The organism is Sphaerisporangium corydalis (assembly GCF_025506355.1).
In the GTDB taxonomy this organism is placed as follows: Bacteria; Actinomycetota; Actinomycetes; order Streptosporangiales; family Streptosporangiaceae; genus Sphaerisporangium; species Sphaerisporangium corydalis.
The window spans coordinates 57794-74008 of record NZ_JANZYP010000045.1 but is presented as its reverse complement, the minus strand read 5'-3'; the positions used below and the strand labels follow the sequence as shown (position 1 = coordinate 74008).

Sequence of the window (16215 nt, the reverse complement as noted above, 5' to 3'; positions counted from 1 at the left end):
ATGGGCACGGCCACCACGGTCCCGCAGACGCGGTCGATGAGCGGCGAGGAACTGAGCGCCGACGACGCCTGGGTGACGCTGCGCCGGTACGGCGGCTGGCACCTGGTCCGCGACTCCTTCGTCCGCTTCAGGTACGGCGACGGCTTCAGCCACTCCCGCGCGCTGGCGTTCCAGATCTGCCTGGCCATCATCCCCGGGGCCATCGCGGCCGTCGGCCTCAGCTCCTGGCTCCACCAGGAGCGTCTCGGGCAGGTCGTCCAGCGGACGATCCGCGCCATCCTCCCCGGATCGGGCCGGCAGGTGATCCAGGACGCGCTCGCGGTGAGCGAGCGCCACGCCGGCGACGGCGGCGCCATCGCCCTGTGGGCCGGCCTGGTCACGGCGATCGTCGGCCTCACGACGGCCATGGCCCAGGTCGAGCGGGGCGCCAACCGCATCTACGGCGTCGAGCGCGACAGCCCGTTCCGGCGCAAGTACACCAAGGCCGTGGTGATGGCACTCACCGCCGGGTCCCTGATGACGCTCGGCTTCCTGATCATGGTGGGCGGCAGGGCGATCGGCGACGCGCTCGCCGGCGTCTACCACTGGGGGGACACCGCGACAACGGCCTGGCGGCTGCTCCGGTGGCCGGTGGGCTTCCTGCTCGCCGTGCTGTCGGCCTCGGTCCTGTTCCGCGCGGCCCCCAGGCGCAGGCAGCCCGGCCACACCTGGCTCGCCGCCGGGGCACTCGTGGCGCTGGCCCTGTGGACCGTGTTCACCTGGGGCCTCTCCCTCTACGTCGAGAAGTCCGGCTCGTTCGGCGCGACGTACGGGCCGCTGACCGCCGTCATGGCCCTGCTCCTGTGGTCCCTGCTCAGCTCGGTGGCGCTGTTCCTCGGCCTGTCGTTCGCCGCGCAACTGGAGGCGTGCCGGGGCGGCACCGGCGGCCCGATCACCGAGGACCCCGGCCCGGCCGCGGGCCGCGCGGACGCCGAGGGCCCGGTGGCGGGCCGCGCGGACGCCAGCGACGGGCACCGGGCGGAACGCGTTCCGGCGGGTAGGGATCAGTGATGGACACGTACGGGGGGTCACGATGAGCACGTTCGGGAACCGGCTGACCGGCGCGGGCCGTCCTGGAAAGGACGCGCGCCCGGGTGGCGCCGCCGCGGGCCCGGCCACGGACGGGAACCCGCCAGCCGGCCCGTCCGGGGGCGCCGGGCGGATCAGGAAGCGGTTCGACCCCGACCGGCGCCTAGGGCTGCGGCTCACGCTCGCCTCGGGCGCGGTGTTCCTGGTCCTGGTCCCGTTCGGGCTGCTGCTGCTCCTGGTCAAGTCCTCCTTCGGCCCGGTGAACCGGATCGACGAGGGCGCGGCCGACGCACTGCACGCCTTCGCCCTCGGCCACCCCGGCTGGGTGAGCTTCCTCCAGCTGTGGACCAACGTGTTCGGCCCGGGGACCTGGCGGGTCCTGGTCGGGCTGGCCGCGGCCTATCTGGTGTTCCGGCGCGCCCCCAGGCTGGCCATCTGGGCGGTGACCACGATCACCGTGGGCGGCCTGCTCGGGCTCGCGCTCAAGGTCGTCGTCGACCGGGCGCGGCCCCACCTGCCCAACCCGGTCGACCTCGCGCCCGGCGCGTCGTTCCCCTCGGGGCACGCCGTCAACGCGACGCTCGGCGCGGGCATCCTCATCCTCCTGCTTCTGCCGGTACTGAACCGCCGGCAGCGGATCATCGCCTGGCTCACCGGCGCGGTGATCGTCGGCGGTGTCGCCTACACGCGCGTCGCCCTCGGCGTGCACTGGGTCACCGACGTGACGGCCGGCGTGGTGTTCGGGGTCGCCGTCATCGCGGCGACCGCGGCGGGCTTCGAGACCTGGCGCCGAGAGATCGGCCGCCGCCCCTCCGAGCCGCACCTCGACGGTGTCGAGCCGGAGGCCAGAGAAGACATCTCCCCGAAGGGAAGTACCCATGGTCACCGACACTGAAGTGGTGGCGAGCGGCACGCGGTGGTCGGAGACCGCCGGCGCGGTGCTGCGCCTCATCATGCTTCCCCTCACGATCCTGGCCGCCGTGACCCTCGGTCTCGGCTTCCTGATCATCAAGCCGTTCCGCAGCGAGATCGCCGGCGAGGTGGCGGTCAACCAGGGCCTCGCGGCGGACCGCACCCCCCTGTTCAACGACCTCACCCACTATGGGTCGATGCTGTCGGACACGCCGGTGGTCGTCGTGCTGACCGCCATCGCCGCCATCGCCTTCCGGCTGGCCTTCAACCGGTGGCGTGAGTCGATCTTCATCGTGCTGGCCGTGCTGTCGCAGAACGTCGTGTTCCTGCTGGCCACCGTGTTCGTCCAGCGCCCGAGGCCGACCGTCCACCACCTCGACCCCGCGCCGCCCACGTCCAGCTTCCCCTCGGGGCACACCAGCGCGGCCGTCGGCTTCTACTGCGGGATGGCGCTCGTCCTGACCCTGCACACCCACCGCCACACCCTCCTGAAGGTCCTGTGGTGGACGATCGGTATCGCCGCGCCGCTGATCGTCGCGATCTCCCGCCTGTACCGGGGCATGCACCACCTGACCGACGTGAGCTGGGGGCTGGTGCTGGGCGTCGTCTGCGTCGCCGTCGCCGGGCACGCGATCCTCGGCACGCCGTTGATCCCCGGCAGGGGCTCGGGCACCACCACGACGCGCGGGACCCGCGCGAGCACCGCGTAGCGAGCGTCCCCGATGCCCCGGCCGTAGCCTGGACACATGGGGGAAACCGGCAGAGGTCGGCTTCGGGTGTATCTGGGCGCGGCGCCCGGCGTGGGGAAGACCTTCGCGATGCTCGCGGAGGCCCACCGCCGGGCCGGGCGGGGCACCGACGTCGTCGTCGGCCTGGTGGAGACGCACGGCCGCGCCCACACCGCCGGCCTGCTCGAAGGCCTGGAGACCGTCCCCCGGCGGACCCTGAGCCACCGGGGTGCGGTCTTCACCGAACTCGACCCCGGCGCGGTGATCGGCCGGCGGCCGAAGGTCGCGCTGGTCGACGAGATCGCGCACACCAACGTCCCCGGCTCGCGGAACCCCAAGCGCTGGCAGGACGTGGAGGACATCCTCGACGCGGGAATCGACGTGATCACGACGGTCAACATCCAGCACCTGGAGTCGCTGAACGACGTCGTCCAGCAGATCACCGGCATCCCGCAGCGCGAGACGATCCCCGACGAGGTCGTCCGGCGGGCCGACCAGGTGGAACTCGTCGACATGGCCCCCGAGGCGCTGCGCCGCCGCATGGCCCACGGCAACGTGTACGGCCCTGAGAAGATCGACGCCGCCCTCGGCAACTACTTCCGCGTGGGCAACCTGACCGCGCTGCGGGAACTGGCCCTGCTGTGGGTCGCCGGGAAGGTCGAGGACCAGCTCGACCGGTACCGTGCCGACCACGGCATCGCCGGGACCTGGGAGACCCGTGAACGCGTGGTCGTCGCGCTCACCGGCGGCCCCGAGGGCGACACGCTGATCCGCAGGGCGGCCAGGATCGCCGGCCGCAACCGGGCGGCCGACCTGATGGCCGTGCACGTCACCAGGTCCGACGACCTGACCGGCGCCGACCCTGCGCGGCTGGCCAGGCAGCGGGTCCTGGTGGAGAGCCTGGGAGGCAGCTACCACCAGGTCGTCGGGGACGACGTCGCACGCGCGCTCATCGACTTCGCCCGCGGCGTCAACGCCACCCAGCTCGTCCTCGGCGCCGCGCGCCGGGGGCGGCTCGCCGGCCTGCTCTCGCGGAGCGTCGGGGTGACCACGACGGCGCTGGCCGGGTCGATCGACGTCCACATGATCAGCCACCCGGCCGCCGTCCGTGGCCCGGCCGCCAGGGGCGGCCGCGCGGCGCTCCCCCTGCGGCGGCGCGGCGCCGGGTGGGCGATCACGCTGGCCGGGCTGCCCGCCCTGACGGCCGCGCTCCACGGGCTGCGCGAGCACCTCACGCTGCCCGCGGAGATCCTGCTGTTCCTGCTGGTGGTCGTCCTGGTGGCCCTGGCGGGCGGCATGTGGCCGGCCGTCACGGCGGCGGTGCTCGGGTTCGCCCTGCTCAACTTCTTCTTCACCCCGCCCCTCCACACGCTGACCGTGGCCCGCCCGGAGAATGTGGTGGCGCTCACCGTGTACGTGCTGGTGGCGGTCATGGTCAGCGCCGTGGTCGACCTCGCCGCCCGACGTACCAGGGAGGCCGCGCGGGCCGGCGCCGAGGCCGAGGTGCTGTCCACGCTCGCGGGACACGTGCTGCGCGGCGACGCCGCCCTGCCCTCCTTGCTCGACCGGCTGCGGGAGACCTTCAACCTGGCGGCGGTGACCCTGCTGGAGCGGCGGCCGGGATCGGGACCGGTCCCCGGCGACCGGTCCGACCCGCGTGCCTGGCGCGTCGTCGCCACCGCCGGCGCGGACACCGTCGGATGCCCCACCGAGGCCGACACCGACGTCGTCATCGACGAGGATCTGGTCATGGCGCTGCGCGGGCGGCCGCTCGACGCGGCCGACCGCCGGGTGGTCGAGGCGTTCGCCGCCGAGGCTGCCGTCGCGCTGCGTCAGGAGCGGCTGACGGAGGAGGCCGAGCGGGCACGGCCCTTGGAGGAGGCCGACAGGATGCGCACGGCCCTGCTCGCCGCCGTCGGCCACGACCTGCGCACCCCGCTCGCCTCGGCCAAGGCCGCCGTCGACAGCCTCGGCGGCGACATCGCGTGGAGCCCCGAGGACCACGAGGAGCTCCTGGCCACCGCCGGGGAGTCGCTGGACAAGCTCGACCGCCTGGTGGCCAACCTGCTGGACATGAGCCGCCTGCAGGCGGGCGTCCTCGGCCTGGCCGCCCGGCCGATCGGCGTGGAGGAGATCGTGCCCCGGTCGCTCGACGACCTCGGCCCGCTTCGCGTGCGCGTCCACGACGAGATCTCCGACGAGCTGCCCGAGGTCGTCGCCGACCCGGCGCTGCTGGAGCGCGTGCTGGTCAACCTCATCTCCAACGCGGTCAGGTACAGCCCGCCGGGGGAGAAGGTCCTGGTCACCGCCAGCGCGTACGGCGAGCACGTCGAGATCCGGGTCGCCGACCGGGGGCCCGGCATCCCGGCCTCCCAGCACGACCAGGTCTTCCTCCCGTTCCAGCGCCTCGGCGACCGCGACAACCACACCGGGGTCGGCCTCGGCCTCGCGCTCGCCAGGGGACTCACCGAGGCCATGGGCGGCACCCTGGTCCCCGAGGAGACCCCCGGCGGCGGCCTGACCATGATCATCACATTGCCGATCTCCTCCAGGGCGGGCGCCGCATGACCAAGATCCTCGTCGTCGACGACGAACCCCAGCTACTGCGGGCGCTGCGCATCAACCTCGTCGCGCGCCACTACGACGTCGAGGTGGCCAGGGACGGCGGCACCGCCCTGCGGCACGCGGCCGACTGGCACCCCGACCTGGTCGTGCTCGACCTGGGCCTGCCCGACATCGACGGCGTGGAGGTCATCCACGGCCTCCGCGGCTGGACCAGCGTGCCGATCATCGTGCTGTCGGGGCGGGCGGGCAGCGCCGACAAGGTGGACGCGCTCGACGCCGGCGCCGACGACTACGTCACCAAGCCGTTCGGCATCGACGAGCTCCTGGCCAGGATCCGTGCCGTCACCCGGCGCTCGGCCGCCCACGACGGCGAACTGGCCGAGATCGCGGTCGGCGACCACGTGGTGGACCTGGTCGGGATGACCGTCTCCAGCGGCGTGCGCCTCACCCCGACCGAGTGGAACCTGCTGGCCATCCTGCTCCGCAACCCGGGCAAGCTCATCAGCCAGCGGCGCCTGCTCACCGAGGTCTGGGGCGACGGCTACCTCAAGGAGACCCACTACCTGCGCCAGTACATGGTCCAGCTCCGCCGCAAACTAGAACGCGACCCCGCCCACCCCCGCCACCTACTGACCGAACCCGGCATGGGCTACCGCTTCCAACCCTGACCCGCGAGGGTCAGTCCGAGAGGACGAGGAGGTTGTCGCGTTCGACGGCTTCCAGGGAGAGGGTCTTGTAGCCGACGTCCTCGAACAGGACCGTGATGCGGTCGGGTTCGCGGCTCATGACCACGCCGGGGCCCCACGCGTTGTGGCGCACCTTCGCGTGCATCGGGAACGGGCCGTCGTCCGGCTTCCGGGCCGGGGCGGCCGTGGCCGCCGTCAGGGCGCCCGAGCGGCAGGTGTCGCAGTTCCCGCAGGCCCGCTCGTGGGGCTCGCCGAAGTACTCGAGCAGCACCCGCCGCCGGCAGCCCGTCGTCTCGGCGTACCCGCGCATCATCTCGATCCGCGACTCGTCGACCTTGCGTCGCGTGTCGTCCAGCCCCGCCGCCTCGGCGGCCGCCCGCTCGGGCGTGGGCCCGTCCGCGGTGGACCGCAGGTCGCCGTCCTCGGTCACCGTGACGGCGCCGACCCGCTCCAGCAGGTTCACCACCCCGGTCAGCTTGGACGGGCCGACGTCCAGCAGCTCGCGCAGCTCGGGGGCCGGCACGACGCCGCCGTGCTCGTGGACGAGCGTCGCCACACGTTGCACCAGCTCCTCGTCGACGCGCCCGCCGGCGAAGAACCTGCGGATGCCGAGGTCCTCGGGCCGGTAGAACAGGACGGCGGACGCGGGCTCCTGGTCACGCCCGGCGCGGCCGATCTCCTGGTAGTAGGAGTCCAGCGACTCCGGCGGGTCGGAGTGCAGGACGAACCGCACATCCGGCTTGTCGATGCCCATCCCGAACGCCGAGGTGGCGACGACCACGTCCAGCCCGTCCTCGCGGAACAGCTCGTGGACCCGGTGCCGCTCGGCCGCCTTCAACCCCGCGTGGTACGCCTCCGCCCGCCGTCCCGCGTCCCGCAGCGCCGCCGCGTACTCGTCGGCCGCGCGCCGCGTCGCGACGTACACCAGGCCGAGGCCCTGCCGGCCGGCGGCGTCCTCGATCAGGGCGCGGCGCTTGTCGTCCTTGTCGACGAACCTGCGCACCCGCAGGTCGATGTTCGGCCGGTCGAACCCGCGGACGATCTGCACGGCGCCCGTCAGGCCGAGCGAGCTGAGGATGTCGTCACGGACCAGCGGCGCCGCCGTCGCGGTCAGCGCCACCACCGGCGGGTGGCCGAGGCGTTCGATCGCCTGGCCCAGCCGCAGGTAGTCGGGCCGGAAGTCGTGCCCCCACGCCGACACGCAGTGCGCCTCGTCGATGGCGATCAGCGAGGGCCGCGCCGCGCGCAGCCGTTCGATCACCTCCGGCTTGGCGAGCTGCTCGGGCGACAGGAAGATGAACTCGGCGGTGCCCGCGCGCAACTGGTCGAAGGAGGCGTCGCTGGTGCCGTCCGACTGGGCCGAGTTCACCGCGACGGCGCCGCCCGCGTCCTTGAGCGCCAGCCCGGCCACCTGGTCGCGCTGCAGGGCGATCAACGGGGAGACCACCACCGTGGGCCCGTCAAGGAGCAGGGCGGGGATCTGGTAGACGGCCGACTTCCCGCTGCCGGTCGGCATGACGACGAGCACGTCACGCCCGGCCAGCAGGTGCTCCATGGCGTCCTGCTGCCCCGGCCGCAGGTCCCGCCACCCGAACGCGTCCCGGGCCACCGTGCGCAGGCGCCGGCCCTTGCGTCCGAAACGCCTGCCGAACTCTCGTGCGAGACCCATCAAAGCCCGTCTTCCGCTAGTCGCTCGCCGGCGCGCCGCCGGGCGCCGTACCCGGGTGGCCGGCGGTCGTTTCCGCCGGCCGGGCTTCCATTGCCCTCACCGCGCCCGCCTACGCGCCCGCCCAGATTGCGGTGGGCTAACGGCGCCACCGCTCACGCCTCGCCGTCCCGCACCAGGAACGGGGTGAGCAGGCCGGGGATGCCCCGGTCGGCCGTGCGCAGGGCCTCGGACAGGTCCACGTCCCAGACGCTGTACCCCTGGCCGCCCGCCGCCGTGGTCGCGGTCAGCGTCGCGAGCCCGGCCCGCCGCTGGAAGAACGACCTGCGGACGTTCCAGCCGATGATCCCGTCGCGGTGCAGCGCCACGCGCCGCCGGACGAGCGAGCCCCACCGCGTGACCAGGTGGTCGCCCTCGATGGTGTGGCCCAGGCTGCGGTACCGGTCGGCCGCCACGGGCATGGCCACCACCGTCGCCACCAGCGTGGTCTGCCACGTCCACGCGGGCAGCCCCAGCCAGTACGACAGCACCAGCAGCACCCCGGTGAAGATCGCGCCCGTGGTGAGCGCGCGGGTGAACCTTCGGCGCAGCGCGGCGGGGCCGTGCGGGACCAGCTCCGCCGTCAGCGGGCCGGAAGTGCCGATCACGCGCGCGGCGACGTTCAGCGCCTCGGCGCGCGGGGCCGGCGGCAGCAGCATGGACCCGCCCCGCTGCGCCCCGCGCCCGACCCGCAGGCCGGTCGCGACCGCGATGCAGCGCGCCCCGCCCACCGCGCGCAGCAGCAGCGGCTCGCTGAGCTCGATGCCGCGCAGACGGCGTTCCTCCAGCGTGGTCGCCCTCGTGGTGATGAGCCCGCGCGTCACGTGCAGTGTGCCGCCCGGCGTGCGGGTGAGGCGGAAGGCCCAGAACGCGAGGATGTACCCGATCGTGGAGGCGACCGCGACGAAGACCGCGAGCACCAGCAGCGAGGCGGCGATCTGCAGGATCAGCGCCTCCCGGCCGAACCAGTCGACCACCTGGCGCACCGGTCCCGCGCTCAGCAGGTCGACGTTGCCCTCCGAGACGATGCGCGACACGAAACCGGCCAGCACGCCGACCGTGACCAGGCCGGACAGGGTGAAGGGGCCGTAGCGGATCCACTGGGGCCGCAGGGCGGCCAGCACGGTCTCGGGGGCCTCGGCCACGCCCGCGTGACCGTACGCGGCCGAACCCACCGGCGCGTGCGCCGCGACGCCGCCCGGGGCGACGCCGCCTGCGGGGTCCGCCGGGGTGGTGAGGCCGGTCGACGCGCCCGCCGGGGTGGGAAGGCCGGTCTGCGCGCCCGCCGGGAGGGGGACGCCCGTACGGGAGCCCGCCGCGGAGGTGGCGGCGGAAGCGGCGGGACGGCGGTGCAGCAACTCGTCCCGCAGCCGGTCGACCTCGGTGGCGTGCAGCGCGTCGAGCTTGAGCGTGCCCCCGTCCTTCCGGTCCGACCTGCCGGTGCCGATCTCGACCCTGGCCAGCCCGAGGATGCGGTGCATCACGTGGGAGGTCACGTCCACGGTCCTGATCCGGTCGCGCGGCGCGGTCAGCACCTTGCGGCGGACCAGCCCCTTCCGCACCTGGACGTACTGCGGCGTGACGCGGTACGTGGTCGTGAACCACCGAAGCGTACCCAGGACGATCATGACGCCGAGGCCGACGAGGGTCCAGATGTGGCCCTGGCCCCCCCGGGCCGAGCCGGCGAACAGCAGCCCGATCAGGGCCGGGAAGCTGCGCACGACCTCCTGGAACGGATGGATGATCAGCATCCGCCTGCTCAGCCGCCGCCAGCCCCCCGTGTCGACCCCCCGCCCACCAGACGCGCCATCGCCGTCGTCCTGCCCGGCGACCCGACTCGCGTCCTGCCCGGCGACGCGACTCGCGTCCTGCCCGGCGACCCGACCCGCGTCCTGCCCACCGGCCGGGTCGTCGGCCGGGCCGACCGGCGCGGGGACGCCCGTCGTGGTCGTGGGCCCGGGGCCTTCAGGCTCGGCGTTCACGTGGCGTCTCCCTGCGAGGTCCCGGTGGTGGCCGTCAGCTCGTCGATGAGCCGCTGCGCCGTGTCCCGGTCGAGCCCGTTCACGCGCAGCGGGCCGGCGGCCGACGCGGTGGTGACCGTGACGTTGGCCAGCCCGAAGAGCTGCTCCAGCGGCCCCCGCTCGCTGTCCACGGTCTGGATGCGCGAGATGGGGGCGATGCGCCACTCCTGCTGGAGCCAGCCCGACTGGGTGTACACCGCGTCGGCCGTGGTCTCCCAGCGATGGACGCGGTACCGCCACCACGGCATGACGCTCACGTGGGCCACCGCGAGGACGCCCGTGATGGCGAGGAACACGTAATGGGCGGTGCCCTCACCGTCGTCGAGAAGGGTCCACCCGACCTGGAGGGCGATGACCACGAGCCACCCGGCGGCGGCGCGCACGGCCCAGAACCAGATCGCGGTGCGGCTCACACGGTGCCGTGGGGGCCGGAGGGAAAGATCAGCTATGTCCACCCCTCCACTCTGACAGCCCTACGATTGAACGGCGCAGTGCGTCCCTTCCTAAGTTAATTAGGACAAATGTCATAACCCATCACCCCCTCCCGCCCCCCGTATGACCAGCACCGTCCGGCCTTCGGAGGACCCCCGGTGGCCCGTGCGCGGGGAGCCGAACAGGGGTCAGTTCTCGTAGCGGTAGTAGCCGGCGAGGTCGGGGAGGAGGGTGACGCGGTCGGTGCGGACGGTGGTGCCGGTGCGGAGGGCGTTGATCATTCTGCCGCCGCCGATGTAGATGCCGACGTGGTGGGTCTTGACGGACCTTTTGCGGATCTTGCCGTAGAAGACCAGGTCGCCGGGGCGGGCGGTGGCGGCGGGGACCTTGTGCAGGCGGCGGACGTGGTCGTCGGTGTTGCCGCCGCCGAGTACGTCCTTCTCGAAGGCGAGCTGGTACACCCAGCGGGTGAGGCCGGAGCAGTCCAGGCCCAGGGTGGTGGCGGCCGGGCAGGGCTTGACGGAGCCGTGGTAGCCCTTGCAGGTGCCGAGCGAGGGGCCGGCCTTGGACGCGTGGCCGCCGCCCCAGACGTACGGGATCGCCCCGCCGGGCCACTTCGACTGTTCCTGTCCGCGCTGGATCGCCTGGGCGATGGCCACCACGCGGTTGAGCTCGCCGCCGATCAACGGGGCCGATCCGGCCGCGAGAACGAGGACGCCGGCCACCAGCGCCAGCCGGACGGCTCGCGTCACTGGACCCCCCAGTCCTGTCGGTACACGTACTACCGATTCTCACTACCAATCCGGCGGATACGCGCTTTTCTTGAAATATCACCCTCTGTAAGGAGTAGGGTGGCCGCTGAGCTGCGGTGATGACATTCCGCACTTCACCGGAGCTGGATCGCCCCTGTGATCCACCGGCCTCGCGGCCGGCCGCTCCCTGGGAAAACCCTGAATACGACCGCCCGTAACTCACATATCGATAGCCTCGAAAACGACCTTGCCGCCCAGCCGGGAGATCGCCGGTGACCAGATCAGCCGTACGGAACAACCTGTTCTTCGGCCTCGCCCTCGTGGCGGCCGCGCTGGTACGGCTGTGCGCGATGCTCGGCTACCGGCGGGCGATCTGGTTCGACGGCGACTCCTATACCTACGTCTCCGGCGCGCTGCAGTTGTGGCCGAGCCGGTCGCGCAGCTCGGGGTACTCGCTGTTCCTGTGGGCGCTGGAGCCGTTCCACAGCACCACCCTCGTCGTCGCGTTACAGCACCTGCTCGGGCTGCTCTCCGCCGTCGTGGTCTACGCGCTGCTGCGCCGGTACGGCCTGCCCGGGTGGGGGGCGACCCTGCTCGCCGTCCCCCTGTTGTTCGACGCCTACCAGGTCCAGCTCGAACACATGATCATGGCGGACACGCTGTTCGCGGCCCTGCTCGTGGCGGCGGCCGCGATCCTGCTGTGGCGCCCGGTGCTCACGGTCCCGTGGGGCGCCGCCGCCGGGGTGCTGATCGGCTGCGCGGCGGTCCTGCGCACGGTCGGCGTCCCGCTGCTGGCCGTGGTCGTGGTGTGCCTGGTCCTGCGCCGTGCCGGGTGGCGGGGGATCGCCGCGACGGCCGTCGCCATGGTCGTGCCGTTGTGCGCCTACGCGAGCTGGTACCACGCCGAGCAGGGCAGCTTCGGGCTGACCAGCGCCGACGGCACGCTCCTGTGGGCGCGGACGATGTCCTTCGCCGACTGCGCCGAGATCAGGCCGCCGGCGTCCGAGGCGTGGCTGTGCCCGACCGAACCGGTGGACGAGCGCATGGCCTCCTCGCGCTACATCTGGGTGATGGGCTCGCCGCTGCGGCGGTTGCCGATGTTCAGCGACAAGGCCAACGCGCTCACCCGCAGCTTCGCGCTCCGCGCCATCCGCGCGCAGCCGCTGGACTACGCCGAGACGGTGCTCCGCGACGCGGCCAAGGCCTTCTCCTGGACGCGGCTGCCGCACCCCTCGCCGAATCTCGTGAAGTCGTACGAGTTCGCGAAGACCCGCACCACGCTGTCCACCTCCGAGGTCAAGGAGGGCATGACCGCCGGCGACGCCGCGCGGGCGTACGAGCGGGGGCCCGCGCAGACCGTGCTCGTGCGGCCGTACGCGGGGGCGATGGTGACCTACCAGCAGTGGGTACGCGTGCCCGGCCCGCTGCTCGCGGTGCTGATGGCCGCCGGCCTGGTGGGGGTGGTCGCGCAGGCGCGCAGGCGGCGGGCGGACGCGCTCTTCGCCCTGGCGAGCGGGTCGGCCCTGCTGGTCCTGCCCGCGATGACCGCCGACTTCGACCACCGGTACGTGCTGATGGTGCTGCCCTTCGCGGTGCTCGCCGCCGGGCTGGCGTTCACGCGGACGCGCGGCCCGGCGGGCTCCGGGGAGTCCCGGAACCCGCCGGAGGTCCCCTAGGAACAGGTGACGCTGGACGGCGCGTTGTTGGTGCCGGTGTGGGTTCCGGTGAAGCCGAACGTGGTCGAGGCGCCCACGCCGAGGGCACCGTTGTAGGAGGCGTTCCGCACGGTGATCGCCGAGCCGGACTGGGTGAGCGTGCCGTTCCAGAGCTGCGTGATCGTCTGGCCGTTCGGGAAGGTCCAGGTGACCGTCCAACCGGTGATCGCGGCGGTGCCGGTGTTGGTGACGGTGACCCCGGCCTGGAAGCCGTTCTGCCAGGAGTTGACCACCGAATACGTCGCGGTGCACGCGCCGCTCCCGCCCCCGCCGCCTGTGGTGGTGGTGAAGGTGACGGATGCTGAGGCGGTGGAGCGGTTGCCCGCGGCGTCCTTGGCGATGACGCGCAGGGTGTAGGAGGTGGCGGGGGTGAGTCCGGTGAGGGTGGTCGTCGCGCCGGTGGATGATCCCAGAACGGTGTTGGCGGCGTTGACGATGTCGTAGCCGGTGACCGCGGTGTTGTCGGTGGAGGCCGTCCAGGTCAGGGTGGCACCGGACGAGGTGACGGTGGACGCGGTGGGCGTGCCCGGTGTGGTCGGCGCCTGGGTGTCACCGCCGCCCCCGCCCGTGCCCCCGTTCAGCGCGTCGAGCATGCCGGTGTAGGCGGGCTTGGCCTGGTAGTTCTCGTTGTACGGCAGCGCCGCGCCCTGGCCGGAGAACACGTCCGGCACCCAGGAGTACTTGTCGGTGAAGCCCCACACGGTGATGCCCACGCAGCGCGTCACGGCCAGGCAGGCGGTGGTGACCCGGTTGTAGTCGGTGCGCTGGTTGGCCAGCTTGGTGGAGTCCGACGGGGTCTGCATGCGGATGTCCAGCTCGGTCAGCGCCACGTCCACGCCGAGGTCGGCGAAGCGCTGGATGTTCTGCTGCAGGTCGGAGGGCACCTGGCCGACGATCAGGTGGGCCTGCAGGCCCACGCCGTCGATCGGCACACCCTGCGACTTCAGCGTCCTGACCAGGTTGTACATCGCGGTGCTCTTGGAGTTGACGCCTTCCACGTTGTAGTCGTTGATGTACAGCTTGGCCGCAGGGTCGGCCGCGCGCGCGGCGGTGAAGGCGTCGGCGACGAAGGTCTGCCCGAGCTTCTGGGACCAGAAGCTGCTGCGGAAGCCGCCGTTGTCGTCGAAGATCTCGTTGACGACGTCCCAGGCGTAGATCTTGCCCTTGAAGTGGCCGACCACGTTGGCGATGTGGTTCTGCATCGCGGTCCGCAGGTCGGCGGCGGCCAGGTTCTGCACCCAGGACGGGGTCTGGTTGTGCCAGACGAGCGTGTGGCCGCGGACCTGCTGGCCGTGGGCCTGGGCGTGGGTGACCAGGGCGTCGGCGCTCCCGTAGGAGAAGGATCCGGCCGAGGGCTCGGTGGCGTCCCACTTCATGGCGTTCTCGGCGGTGACGGAGTTGAACTCGCGGTCGAGCACCGTGATGTACTGCGACTCGTTGGACAGCGGGCCGGCGGCGACGGCGGTGCCGAAGTACCGGCCGGCGGCCGCCGCGCCGTCGCGGAGCGTCGAGGCGGCGGCGTACGACGGCAGGGCCGCGCCCGCCAGCAGGACGGCCGCGATCGGCAGCGCTTTCCACACCTTGGTCAACACGAGGTGTTCCTTTCTGACGTGGTACAGGGCGCGCCGGAGACGTCCGTGTCACCGCGGAGACTTTCGGCGACCGGGCCCAAGGCAGGGGTACGGCCCGGGAGCCGTACCCCTGTGGGCGGTCAGGAGCAGGTCTGGCCGTTGAGCGTGAACGAGGAGGGGTTGGTGTTGGTGCCGGTGTAGGAGCCGTTGAACCCGATCCCGGTCGACTGGCCGGCGGCGAGGGACCCGTTCCACGGCATGTTCGTCGCGGTCACCACGGCGCCGCTCTGCGTCCAGTTGGCCGACCAGCCCTGGGTGACCTGCTGGTTGCCCGGGAAGGTGAACCTCAGCGTCCAGGCGGTGATCGGGGCGGTGCCGGTGTTGGTGACGGTGACGCTCGCGGAGAACCCGCCGCCCCAGCTGTTCGCCCCGTAGGTGACCTTGCAGGTGCCGCCCCCGCCGCCTGTGGTGGTGGTGAAGGTGACGGATGCTGAGGCGGTGGAGCGGTTGCCCGCGGCGTCCTTGGCGATGACGCGCAGGGTGTAGGAGGTGGCGGGGGTGAGTCCGGTGAGGGTGGTCGTCGCGCCGGTGGATGATCCCAGAACGGTGTTGGCGGCGTTGACGATGTCGTAGCCGGTGACGGCGGTGTTGTCGGTGGAGGCCGTCCAGGTCAGGGTGGCACCGGACGAGGTGATGGTGGACGCGGTGGGCGTGCCCGGTGTGGTCGGCGCCTGGGTGTCACCGCCGCCCCCGGACCCGCTGATCAGGGCCGCCTCGCCGGACAGGACCGTCGCCGTCGCGCTCGGGTACATCACCCGGAACCCGTCGTAGTCGGGGTAGGGACTGACCCCGTCCCAGTCGACGCCGGTGAGGATCCAGAAGTTCCACCCGTCCGCGGTGCCCGTGCGAACCGTGCTGGTCCACGTCTTGTACACCGTGTCCCGGTCGCTCCCGGTGATGCCGAACTCCTCCAGGATCGTCGGCTTGCCGTACGCGTCGGCCGCCGCCGCGTGGTCCTTGATCCACTGGGTGCCCCAGTCGGCCGTGCGCCCCCACCCGTTCGGGTACAGGTGGAAGGTGCCGTAGTCGATGTTCGCCACCCTGGTCATCGCCTCGTGGTCCACGCCGTCGGCCGCGTTGTACAGCCAGTCGGAGGCGTTGCCCCTCGCCAGGAAGCCCTCGTCGCCCACCGACAGCATGTGGTTCGGGTCCTGGCTCTTCACGTAGGCCGAGATCTCGGTCACCCAGTTGACCAGCGTCGTGGGCGTGCAGGTACCGGAGGCAGGCAGGTTGGCGTTGATGCAGCGCGGCTCGTTGCCCAGCTCCCACGAGAAGATCGCCGGGTCGTCCTTGTACTTCACCCCGGTGACGGTGTTGGTCCGGTTGAGCAGGTGGCCGATCCAGTCCTTGTACCACTGCCGGATCGTGGCGCTGGTGTAGAACTCGTCGTGGTACTGGCCGCCGGCCCACTTCACGTACTGGTCCATCCCCCCGAATTCCTTCCAGTTGTTCACGAAGGGGAGGATCAGCTTGATGCCCATCTGGCCGGCCTTCGCCAGCACGGCGTCCAGGCGCTGCAGACCGGTGGCGCCGTCGTTGTACACGGGCCTCCTGGCCGCCGGGTCCCAGTACTGGAAGTAGACGTCCGCCTTCGGCCCGCCGTCCACCGACGGCATCGAGCCGTCGAGCGAGCCGATGTCCAGCGAGGCCCACGCGCGCAGCACGGTGAGGTTCATGCTCTTGGCGTCGGCGAAGACGTCGTCCGTCATGGCCTGGGATCCGAAGATCATGTAGTAGTTGTTCGACCCGCCGTACCTGAAGTCCTTGCCGTTCAGGATGAACTTGCCTCCACTGGCGCTGACGAACCCCGCCGGTGCCGCCGCGGCGGGGGCCGCGACCGCCGGCACGGCGGGCAGGACCAGGGCCGCGGCGAGCGATCCTGCGGCGACCGCGAGGGTCATGAGCCGCGAGAGGTGACGCATGGGTGGCGCTCCTTGTCCGAATGGGAAGTGCCCGGCCGGGCCGTGCTGGAGGGCCCGGCCGGGCCGTGGTCTCGCGCT

Annotated in this window: 12 protein-coding genes; 6 read left to right on the top strand and 6 right to left on the bottom strand. The window is 72.3% G+C overall.

The window, feature by feature from the left end:
• From NYZ98_RS27135 to NYZ98_RS27115, 5 genes are read left to right on the top strand one after another with little or no spacing between them, the layout of a single operon-like run.
• A complete protein-coding gene (locus NYZ98_RS27135; RefSeq protein ID WP_262846358.1) occupies positions 1–1050 on the top strand; it encodes a YihY/virulence factor BrkB family protein in 1050 nt (349 codons plus the stop codon).
• Positions 1051–1072: 22 nt separating this feature from the next.
• Complete coding sequence (locus tag NYZ98_RS27130; protein WP_262846356.1) at positions 1073–1963, top strand: phosphatase PAP2 family protein; 891 nt, start codon at positions 1073–1075, stop codon at positions 1961–1963.
• A complete protein-coding gene (locus tag NYZ98_RS27125) occupies positions 1947–2690 on the top strand; it encodes a phosphatase PAP2 family protein (protein ID WP_262846355.1) in 744 nt (247 codons plus the stop codon). The genes NYZ98_RS27130 and NYZ98_RS27125 overlap by 17 nt, the downstream gene beginning before the upstream one ends.
• 36 nt (positions 2691–2726) lie before the next feature.
• Positions 2727–5276, top strand: a complete 2550-nt coding sequence (locus NYZ98_RS27120) for a DUF4118 domain-containing protein (protein WP_262846353.1) — start codon at positions 2727–2729, stop codon at positions 5274–5276.
• A complete protein-coding gene (locus NYZ98_RS27115) occupies positions 5273–5941 on the top strand; it encodes a response regulator (protein ID WP_262846350.1) in 669 nt (222 codons plus the stop codon). Before NYZ98_RS27120 ends, NYZ98_RS27115 begins: the two co-directional genes overlap by 4 nt.
• Positions 5942–5951: 10 nt before the next feature.
• Here NYZ98_RS27115 and NYZ98_RS27110 read toward each other — a convergent pair whose 3' ends face one another.
• From NYZ98_RS27110 to NYZ98_RS27095, 4 genes are all read right to left on the bottom strand, one after another.
• Positions 5952–7628 carry a RecQ family ATP-dependent DNA helicase gene (locus tag NYZ98_RS27110; RefSeq protein ID WP_262846348.1) on the bottom strand — a complete coding sequence of 559 codons (1677 nt, stop codon included), beginning with the start codon at positions 7626–7628 and terminating at the stop codon, positions 5952–5954.
• Between the two features lie 152 nt (positions 7629–7780).
• Positions 7781–9646: a PH domain-containing protein gene (locus NYZ98_RS27105; RefSeq protein WP_262846346.1), complete on the bottom strand. Its 1866-nt coding sequence runs from the start codon at positions 9644–9646 to the stop codon at positions 7781–7783.
• Positions 9643–10098 (bottom strand): PH domain-containing protein, encoded by a 456-nt coding sequence (locus NYZ98_RS27100; protein ID WP_262846344.1) that lies wholly within the window; start codon positions 10096–10098, stop codon positions 9643–9645. The genes NYZ98_RS27105 and NYZ98_RS27100 overlap by 4 nt, the downstream gene beginning before the upstream one ends.
• Positions 10099–10305: 207 nt before the next feature.
• On the bottom strand, positions 10306–10869 hold the full coding sequence (locus NYZ98_RS27095) for a C40 family peptidase (protein WP_262846342.1): 564 nt from the start codon (positions 10867–10869) through the stop codon (positions 10306–10308).
• A gap of 272 nt (positions 10870–11141) precedes the next feature.
• Here NYZ98_RS27095 and NYZ98_RS27090 point away from each other — a divergent pair, with 272 nt between their 5' ends.
• Positions 11142–12545, top strand: a complete 1404-nt coding sequence (locus NYZ98_RS27090) for a hypothetical protein (protein ID WP_262846340.1) — start codon at positions 11142–11144, stop codon at positions 12543–12545.
• Here NYZ98_RS27090 and NYZ98_RS27085 read toward each other — a convergent pair.
• Positions 12542–14176 (bottom strand): endo-1,4-beta-xylanase, encoded by a 1635-nt coding sequence (locus NYZ98_RS27085; RefSeq protein ID WP_262846338.1) that lies wholly within the window; start codon positions 14174–14176, stop codon positions 12542–12544. The genes NYZ98_RS27090 and NYZ98_RS27085 overlap by 4 nt on opposite strands.
• 119 nt (positions 14177–14295) lie before the next feature.
• Positions 14296–16137, bottom strand: a complete 1842-nt coding sequence (locus tag NYZ98_RS27080) for a cellulose binding domain-containing protein (RefSeq protein WP_262846336.1) — start codon at positions 16135–16137, stop codon at positions 14296–14298.
• Positions 16138–16215 lie beyond the last annotated feature (78 nt).

What these genes read in the sequence shown, in the direction of transcription:
- NYZ98_RS27135 (WP_262846358.1), top strand. Translation starts at nt 1, where the DNA reads ATGGGCACGGCCACCACGGTCCCGCAGACGCGGTCGATGAGCGGCGAG.
- NYZ98_RS27130 (WP_262846356.1), top strand. Translation starts at nt 1,073, where the DNA reads ATGAGCACGTTCGGGAACCGGCTGACCGGCGCGGGCCGTCCTGGAAAG.
- NYZ98_RS27125 (WP_262846355.1), top strand. Translation starts at nt 1,947, where the DNA reads ATGGTCACCGACACTGAAGTGGTGGCGAGCGGCACGCGGTGGTCGGAG.
- NYZ98_RS27120 (WP_262846353.1), top strand. Translation starts at nt 2,727, where the DNA reads ATGGGGGAAACCGGCAGAGGTCGGCTTCGGGTGTATCTGGGCGCGGCG.
- NYZ98_RS27115 (WP_262846350.1), top strand. Translation starts at nt 5,273, where the DNA reads ATGACCAAGATCCTCGTCGTCGACGACGAACCCCAGCTACTGCGGGCG.
- NYZ98_RS27110 (WP_262846348.1), bottom strand. Translation starts at nt 7,628, where the DNA reads ATGGGTCTCGCACGAGAGTTCGGCAGGCGTTTCGGACGCAAGGGCCGG.
- NYZ98_RS27080 (WP_262846336.1), bottom strand. Translation starts at nt 16,137, where the DNA reads ATGCGTCACCTCTCGCGGCTCATGACCCTCGCGGTCGCCGCAGGATCG.